Genomic DNA, 426 nt, shown 5'->3' with positions numbered 1-426 from the left:
AGGAAGCGTCCTAAGGTAGGGTCAGCGATTGGGGTGAAGTCGTAACAAGGTAGCCGTAGGAGAACCTGCGGCTGGATCACCTCCTTTCTATGGAGAAATGAAGTAACAAGATGTTTACTTCGTACTCAGAAGATACTGGTTTAACTAGTCTGTTCAATTTTGAGAAACCATGTTTCTCAAGAAATTGTTCTTTGAAAATTGCACATGAATTATATATAACTTCAAAACATATTGAGAAGTAAGCCAAGAAATATTCTTTGTGATATTAAATGCAAAACTTTGAAAAATTTTGACTAAATAGGTCAAGCTACAAAGGGCGCATGGTGAATGCCTTGGCATCAGGAGCCGATGAAGGACGTGATAAGCTGCGATAAGCTTCGGGTAGGCGCACATAGCCAGTGATCCGGAGATTTCCGAATGTGGGAA

2 rRNA genes are annotated in these 426 nt (G+C 40.8%); both read left to right on the top strand.

The features are described 5' to 3' along the window. Positions 1-87 (top strand): 16S ribosomal RNA (locus EJJ37_RS19955); the annotation flags it as partial. Between the two features lie 213 nt (positions 88-300). Then, positions 301-426: ribosomal RNA gene (locus EJJ37_RS19950) — 23S ribosomal RNA — on the top strand; the annotation flags it as partial.

Source organism: Clostridium cuniculi, from assembly GCF_004353185.1.
GTDB classification, from domain to species: domain Bacteria; phylum Bacillota; class Clostridia; order Clostridiales; family Clostridiaceae; genus Clostridium; species Clostridium cuniculi.
This window is presented reverse-complemented; position numbering and strand designations above follow the sequence as displayed.